At 43.6% G+C, this 7398-nt stretch carries 8 protein-coding genes and 1 pseudogene; 2 read left to right on the top strand and 7 right to left on the bottom strand.

Annotation, left to right across the window (positions count from 1 at the left end):
• Nucleotides 1-366 precede the first annotated feature (366 nt).
• Nucleotides 367-927, bottom strand: a complete 561-nt coding sequence (locus AM228_RS28185) for a transposase (protein ID WP_054470316.1) — start codon at nt 925-927, stop codon at nt 367-369.
• Nucleotides 928-1425: 498 nt separating this feature from the next.
• Here AM228_RS28185 and AM228_RS31400 point away from each other — a divergent pair.
• Nucleotides 1426-1545, top strand: a pseudogene (locus AM228_RS31400) (SUMF1/EgtB/PvdO family nonheme iron enzyme); the annotation flags it as partial.
• A 29-nt stretch (nt 1546-1574) separates the two neighbouring features.
• Here the strand turns inward: AM228_RS31400 and AM228_RS28175 are convergent.
• From AM228_RS28175 to AM228_RS36515, 6 genes are all read right to left on the bottom strand, one after another.
• Nucleotides 1575-2705 carry a geranylgeranyl reductase family protein gene (locus AM228_RS28175; RefSeq protein ID WP_054470313.1) on the bottom strand — a complete coding sequence of 377 codons (1131 nt, stop codon included), beginning with the start codon at nt 2703-2705 and terminating at the stop codon, nt 1575-1577.
• Between the two features lie 187 nt (nt 2706-2892).
• On the bottom strand, nt 2893-3441 hold the full coding sequence (gene frr, locus AM228_RS28170; protein ID WP_054470312.1) for a ribosome recycling factor: 549 nt from the start codon (nt 3439-3441) through the stop codon (nt 2893-2895).
• A complete protein-coding gene (gene pyrH, locus AM228_RS28165) occupies nt 3428-4156 on the bottom strand; it encodes a UMP kinase (RefSeq protein ID WP_054470311.1) in 729 nt (242 codons plus the stop codon). Before pyrH ends, frr begins: the two co-directional genes overlap by 14 nt.
• A 157-nt stretch (nt 4157-4313) precedes the next feature.
• Nucleotides 4314-4862, bottom strand: coding sequence for a thioredoxin family protein (locus AM228_RS28160; protein ID WP_054470308.1), 549 nt, complete (start codon nt 4860-4862; stop codon nt 4314-4316).
• Between the two features lie 246 nt (nt 4863-5108).
• On the bottom strand, nt 5109-5438 hold the full coding sequence (locus AM228_RS36520) for a diguanylate cyclase domain-containing protein (protein ID WP_054470306.1): 330 nt from the start codon (nt 5436-5438) through the stop codon (nt 5109-5111).
• The gene (locus AM228_RS36515) at nt 5435-5701 is read right to left on the bottom strand and encodes a diguanylate cyclase domain-containing protein (protein ID WP_054470303.1); all 267 of its coding nucleotides are present in this window, start codon (nt 5699-5701) and stop codon (nt 5435-5437) included. Before AM228_RS36515 ends, AM228_RS36520 begins: the two co-directional genes overlap by 4 nt.
• Before the next feature lie 1149 nt (nt 5702-6850).
• Between AM228_RS36515 and AM228_RS28140 the strand changes: the two genes are divergently transcribed.
• Nucleotides 6851-7201, top strand: a complete 351-nt coding sequence (locus tag AM228_RS28140) for a hypothetical protein (protein WP_054470301.1) — start codon at nt 6851-6853, stop codon at nt 7199-7201.
• Nucleotides 7202-7398 lie beyond the last annotated feature (197 nt).

Below are 7398 nucleotides of genomic sequence, written 5' to 3'. Positions count from 1 at the left end.
TTCCAAAATGAGAATTGCTGCCCCCAGGGACAAGAAACCGGGACAAGAAACCGGGTTTCTTAAGTCAACCTCTGCCACCCCACCGGCCCCTCCATAGAAACCCGGTTTCTAACCTCTCCCGGCTTCCCACCGCCCCTGGGACACAGGGACAAGAAACCGGGTTTCTTAAGTCAACCTCTGCCACCCCACCGGCCCCTCCATAGAAACCCGGTTTCTAACCTCTCCCGGTTTCCCACCACCCCAGGAACACAGGGACAAGAAACCGGGTTTCTATAAGACTTGTTCGTTGGTGGCAAAGGTTAACTTAAGAAACCCGGTTTCTGGGGTTGGTGGCAAAGATGGTCTAAAGAAACCCGGTTTCTGGGGCTACTCTTCAAAAGTTAAATGCTCACTTATATTCTCTATATTTACATCTTCTAAAAAATACCGATAAGCATCCGCTGAAAATAACTCCACTCTATCCAATTTCGGCAAACTACCCCGACGCAAATCAACATATTCTTGATAACTGGAAAACTCCCAATCCTCTGCTTTCTCCACTAAATTTGCCTCAACGGGATTTAAGTGAATATAGCGAGTCAGATTTAATAAATATTCTTCTCGATCTACATGAATTGCCTGAAACCGTCCCTGAAACAGTGACCCAACCCTTTTATACCGTTGATTAATCGCCTTAGCATAAGACAATGTAAATGCCTGCATCAGCTTAGAAAAATACTCATTTTTCAGATACACTAATAAATGATAGTGATTGGGCATCAAACAATACGCAATAATATCCACGCCGCGCTCAATCATATGGGTTCTTAACTGACGTAAAAAATAAATATAGTTATCTCGTTCAAAGAATATTAGCTGACGGTTATTACCTCGGTTATAAACATGGTAATAATTACCCGCTTGAAAGATAACTTCGCGACGTGGCATATCAGGATTTAGGATAAGAATACCGAGAAAAATTATCGCATCAAACCGGGCTTCTTGTCCCTGGGGCGGTGGGAAGCCGGGAGAGGTTAGAAACCGGGTTTCTATGTAAGGGCCGGTGGGGAGGCAAGGGTTGACTTAAGAAACCCGGTTTCTTGTCCCTTCTATTGAGCAATATAAACGTCAAGGAAAATTTGGCCCATAATTTGGCCCATATACGGATGTCTATGCTTTGGCCGCTACGCTATATAATTTGCGGACGGGGAAAGACCCGATACCCGCTAATTTTCGGGATGAGTTGAAAATTCCCTTACCGGAACCGAAGCAGCTTAATCCGCAAATCCCTGACTGGGAAAATGCCGCCATTCTCAAAGGGTTGGAATTAGAAGCAGCAAAACGTCCCCAGTCCGTCGCTGAGTGGTTAAAGTTATTGGGAACCCCACCCAGCCTCCCCTTGGTCAGGGGAGGTGCCGAAGGCGGAGAGGTGACAACCTCAACCTGTCAAATTTTGAAGGAGAAAATCTTCCCATTGCAGATGTTTTCTGGGATGACGCAGTTGAGTGGTGTGCCCGCCTCTCTAAAAAAATCGGCAAACCCTACCGATTGCCTAGTGAAGCTGAATGAGAAAGCCTAGTTTCTGTGAATCAGCCCTAACCCATAATGCCCCCACTCAAGCGCTTGAGGGCACTTTTCACCGCCTGCGAGTAACGCACTTGACCTGTGAGAATTTGGGCCATGCGCTTAGTGGCGCTAGGATGTTTCACTCCGACTTCGTAGGCAATTTTAGGCATTTTATAAAAAACTTGGGTCAGCCGTTGGGCCCAAATCATTTCTTTGCCCCATTCCTCCTCCATCACTTGAGTGTAACGGGGCAAAGCGTCCAAGTCTCCAGATAAGGCAGAGGCGATCGCCTCTGCTGCTTTCAGACCGCTAAACATAGACGGGCGAATCCCCTCAGCGGTAAACGGATCCACCACACAAGCCGCTTCTCCTGCCAACACTGCATTCTGAGTATGCAGAATTTGAGAACCATTCCAGGCAAAAATCGGATGACCGTAATGTTTAATACTTTTAACTTCCAAATCAAACAGATGGGAATATTCAGCAATACATTCCCTCAAGTTTTGGGACTTTTTCTCCTGACCGCGAAATATTGCTGCACCAATGGAATATCCATCGGCTTTAGGAAAATTCCAAGCATAACCATTCCTAACCATACCAAACTCAAAATGAGCGATATGACCGTTTTTTACTTCTGGCATAGTGGGTTCAATTTCCAAAGCCCCGCAAGCGAATTGTTTGCGGTTTTTGAAACCCAACCATTTTGCCATCATTCCTTTTGAGCCATCGGCAGCAATTAAATAGCGACCAGTAAACACCTCGGCAGCGGTTTTCACCTGCCAAGCATCGGACTTAAATTCTATGCCGGTCACTTCCGTTTTATCCTGCAATTCAGCCCCTTGAACTTGGGCTTTTTGCACTAAGAAATGGTCGAAAATATTGCGCCGTACCATCCAAATTGTTTCTGATTCATCCAAACAAACATCCACCGGATTAGTCATTTTCCATGTATGGCGAATTTGTGTCACTTTTTGGGAAATCGCCGGACTAAAATCAAAATCAAACCATTGAGCAATTTCCGGAGAAACTCCACCGCCACAGGGTTTATATCGAGGTAAAGATTCTTTGTCTAAAATTAAAACTGAATAGCCACGTTTTGCTAGGTGATAACCAGCGGTGCCCCCAGCGGGACCCGCACCGACAATAATACAGTCGAACATCATTTTTTTACCCCTGACTGAATTTTTTGTTGGGTAGGGATTCTTTGGGTAGGGATTATTTGGGTAGGGATTATTTGGGTAGGGATTCTTTGGGTAGGGATTCTTTTGTTGTTTGTTGTTGGTTGTAGTTGTAGGGTGGGCAATATTTTGCCCACCCTACGAATGCGGGAAACGCGATGGAAAGGGTTTAGATGGTGGTAATGTCTTTTTCTTTGATTGCCAAAAGTTCGTCAACTTTGGCAATGTATTTGTCCGTCATTTTTTGAATTTTATCCAGAAGATCGCGGGCTTCATCTTCAGAGATTTCTTTGCTTTTTTCTTGTTTCCGCACTGAGTCTACAGCATCGCGACGGATATTGCGAATGGAGACTTTTTGCTCTTCGGCAAGTTTGCCTGCCAGTTTGACCAATTCTTTACGGCGATCGCTGGTTAATGGCGGAATATTTAAGCGAATCACTGAGCCATCATTGTTGGGGGTTAAGCCCAAATCTGACATATTAATCGCTTTTTCCACCATGTTCAAGCTACTGCGATCGTAGGGTTGAATCGTAATCGTGGTGGCATCTGGGGTGTTGATATTTGCTAATTGTTTTAGCGGAGTTTCTGCCCCATAATAATCTACGGTAATCCGATCGAGCAGAGACGCATTTGCCCGTCCGGTGCGAATGGTGTTAAAAGAGCGTTGAGCCGCCTCAATCGCTTTTTTCATGTGACTTTCTACTTCAGACAGTTTCACGCAAACCTCCGACTATGGTTCCAATTTTTTCTCCCATCAAAGCTCGGCGGATGTTATTTTTAACCGAAAGATCAAATACAATGATTGGGATATTATTTTCTTTACACAAGGCGATCGCCGTGCCATCCATTACTCGTAAGTCTTGGGTTAAAACTTCCGAATAAGTCAAGGTTTCATAGCGTCGCGCTTGGGGATTTTGATGAGGATCGCTATCATAAATCCCATCGACTTTAGTGGCTTTAAAGATGACCTCAGCGTCAATTTCCGCCGCCCTGAGCGCAGCGGTGGTATCCGTGGTAAAAAAGGGATTACCGCTGCCTGCTGCAAAAATGACCACTCGTTTTTTTTCTAGATGCCGCATGGCCCGACGACGGATGTAAGGTTCAGCGATTTCCTGCATGGCGATCGCCGTCTGGACTCGCGTCGGAATCTGCATTTGTTCTAAGGCATCTTGTAAAGTCAAAGAATTCATCACTGTGGCAATCATGCCAATATAATCTGCGGTGGCGCGATCCATGCCCGCAGAAGCCCCTTTGACTCCTCGGAATATATTTCCACCACCGACCACGATGGCGACTTCAATGCCCTGGCCGACCACATGGGCGACTTCCTCAGCAATGCCATGAACCACTGATGGATCGATGCCATAAGCTAGATCGCCCATCAACGCTTCACCGCTTAATTTCAGCAAAACCCGCCGATAAACCGTACTCATCGAGTGACTACTTTCTCACTTATTAATTCCCACCCCCATAACATAGCAGTCTGAGAGCATTTTTCGGCGATTAATCCCATCAATCTCTAGGCTTTGATCCTTTTTATTATTAATTGCATATTAGTAATAAAACTATAGCCAAGAGTGGATTCTGCATTTAGGGTGAGCGCCATTTCACCGATGAACCTTTGGTTTCGGTAGAGTTAATCGTAATGGATTCTTTGGCCAGCAGTTGGGCGATCGCCTGCTGTAAATAAGCGGAATCTACCTCATGGGAATTTCCGGGACTATCATCAATTGCCCCGTGATAACGGATCACCCCTTTTTGGTCTAACAGAAAAGATTCGGGGGTTTGGCAGACTTGGAAACTACGGGCGACATCCTGATTGGCATCCCGTAGATAGGGAAAATTAAGTTGATGCTCCGCTGCAAAGCGCTTCATTGCTTCTAAACTATCTTCGGGAGATTCGGTGCCATCGTTGGAATTAATTCCAATTACCAACAAGCCGCGATCGCCGAATTCAGCCTGAAGCTGCTTTAACCGTTCGATATATTGTTGGACATTAGGACATTGATTGGCCAAGAAGACCACGGCCACCGCCAGATCCTCTCGCAAATAACGACCTAAGTGGTGAACTTTACCATCGGTTCCCGGTAATTCAAAATCTGGAGCATGAACACCGATAGAAGTATCGATCTGTTCCATGAAACTTATCTCTAGGTACTATCAACTAAACGATTTCGTCATTATGAGCGCGATCGGGTTTTATGGGATGACTGATCTGCCCAAACCCAAAAGCCTTGCTTATCCCATTAGTTTATTAAAACGGGCAAACATTTGTGAACTCCAAATAAAAAATTTATTTGCCCTAAAATTTATCTGTTGTCTGTTATTTGTCACTTGTTATTTTTTCTAATCAATAATCAACAATCAATAATCACCAATCAATAATCAACAATATCTAACTAGGAGACAATTGCTCAAACAAAACGCGATCGCGTCCTTGAGATTTTGCCTGATAAAGAGCTTGATCCGCAGCGGCAACCAGCAATTCTGAGGAAAATTGATTCGTGGGAACAACCGTAGAAACCGTTGAATAACCCCCAAGCTGACAGTGACAGATCCACTGACGCTTGATTTTCGGTGAGCAATTTGCAATTTTTGCCCATGAGTGCGAATGATTTCCCCAACTTCCATTGCTCCAGGGGCGTGAGTATTCGGCAAGATCACCGCAAACTCTTCGCCCCCATATCGAGCTACTAAATCTCCGGCTCGTTTCACACTCTTAACAATAGCTTGGGCGACTTGCGTCTTTTATCTCCAGCTTGATGGCCATAAGTATCATTGTAAGCTTTAAACGAATCCACATGACATAAAATTAAAGATAAAGGATGTTTTTCCCGCATACAGCGGCGCAATTCATTTTGCAAACATTCATCAAATCGCCGTTGATTTGCCACCTGAGTTAAGCCATCTAAATTTGCCAGACGCTTTAATTCAGCTTTGATCTGTTTATGTTGACTAATATCGCGGAAATTAATCACAAAAATATCGCATAACTTGATGAATAATCCATGAATAATTACTTGAATTTAGGCGATCTTATTAAGATAACTTTTTTTAAATTTAATCATTTTTAAACAAAAAATAACCAATATTTTTTTGTTATTACCGCAAATTAGGATATCACTTTAATAATCTTTTTCTGGGTAAATAATCTGGGGCTATGCCTAATATTTTGTTGGTCACATGATTGGCCAAAAACCACTCAAACTCAACAATATAAACAATTTTACCATCGCGATCGCGCACCGCATGAAATGCGGCAATCCCTTCGATGAAACTATTTAAAAAACTGGCTAAAAACGCTCCGCTCTATAATTTGCCAAAGCTTGTTAGTTTTTTTATCGTTCCTTAATTTCTTGCTTTAACTGTTATTTTTGTCTTTGAATCGTTAATTTATTTTCGATTATGACTAAAATTACACATGGAACGGTTTAGTAATAAAATCCGAAGCTCCCACCTCAAAAGCTTTGACTTTATTCAATAACTCATTGATCGCACTTAAAAAATTGCAAGGAACCTTAATGCGACAGGAATCCCTAACCAACAAAAATAGGATCCATTTGGGTTAAGGATTAGCGGTGACAAAAGTAGCGTTAATTTGAAGCCAGGGAATTACTGAGGGAATTGTTTGGGTGGCATATATCAAGCTTACATTGCCATTAAGGTAAAAATCTACTCGACATTGTTGGTAGATTCCGTTCCAAAACCCCCAACAATTTGATAAAATAAATACTACAGGTCTAGCATCCGTTGGCAAGGTAAAAATTATATAATTGGTTCCTGTTGTACGAGTTACCAGTCCATTGATAATAATTAGATTTGAGAATTTATTAATTTTTAACGGCCAATAAGAGCCATAATTTGACCATCCTGTACTAAAAGTAATAGAAATTTCACTTATTCTACCTTCAAATTACTACGTGCCGCAGCAACGGTACTAGGCCCGGTGTCCCCATTCGCGATCGCAGCTATCCCGGTAACATTCCCAGAACTCCCGGAAGTATTCCCAGAAATTTGAGCGCCGGTATGAGTATGCGATGCAGCGGCAGCACCGATCACACCTGGGGTAAGCGGGTCAGTGACCTCGATTGCGTGGTTTGGGGCGTGGGTCTCAGAAGTCTCAATGATTGGTCGCAAGAGAGTACAACGAAGCGCTAGAATTTGGCAGTGCGACCGGAATTTCTGACGAAACCCGCGAGCTTGCCTACATCATCTGCTTGATGCATTCCAGTGAGGCGCGGTTGGAGGAGCGATTGCTAAAGCTACTTGCCGATCCACTTTTTGTCCCCTACCATCGTGTATTTTCTAAATGTATGTTTGGCCATCGGTCGCGGGCTTGGATTTTGATTCGCATTTTCCCTTTTTCTAAATACCTTAAAGATGGGAAACCAATTATTGACTATACGATAGGACAAGAGAAAAAAGACCCGAAGCATCTGACTAAAAAAAATCGCAGCGGCGCTTCCGACAAGCTTTAGGGCTGGGAGAAGTTGTCCGAAAATCAGGCGCGACTGTCAATTCAAAGTCCAAGGCAAAAGGGTCAGGAATGGCGCGATCGATAATGTGGCTGTACGTCAATAACAATTTTGAAAGGGCTCTTACAGAGAACGGCAAATTCAACAAAAAGTTTGTTGAAACACCATTCGCCGAATTCTCTAATATTGGCTGAAGAGTG

The organism is Planktothricoides sp. SR001 (assembly GCF_001276715.1).
Lineage (GTDB): Bacteria > Cyanobacteriota > Cyanobacteriia > Cyanobacteriales > Laspinemataceae > Planktothricoides > Planktothricoides raciborskii.
This window is presented reverse-complemented; position numbering and strand designations above follow the sequence as displayed.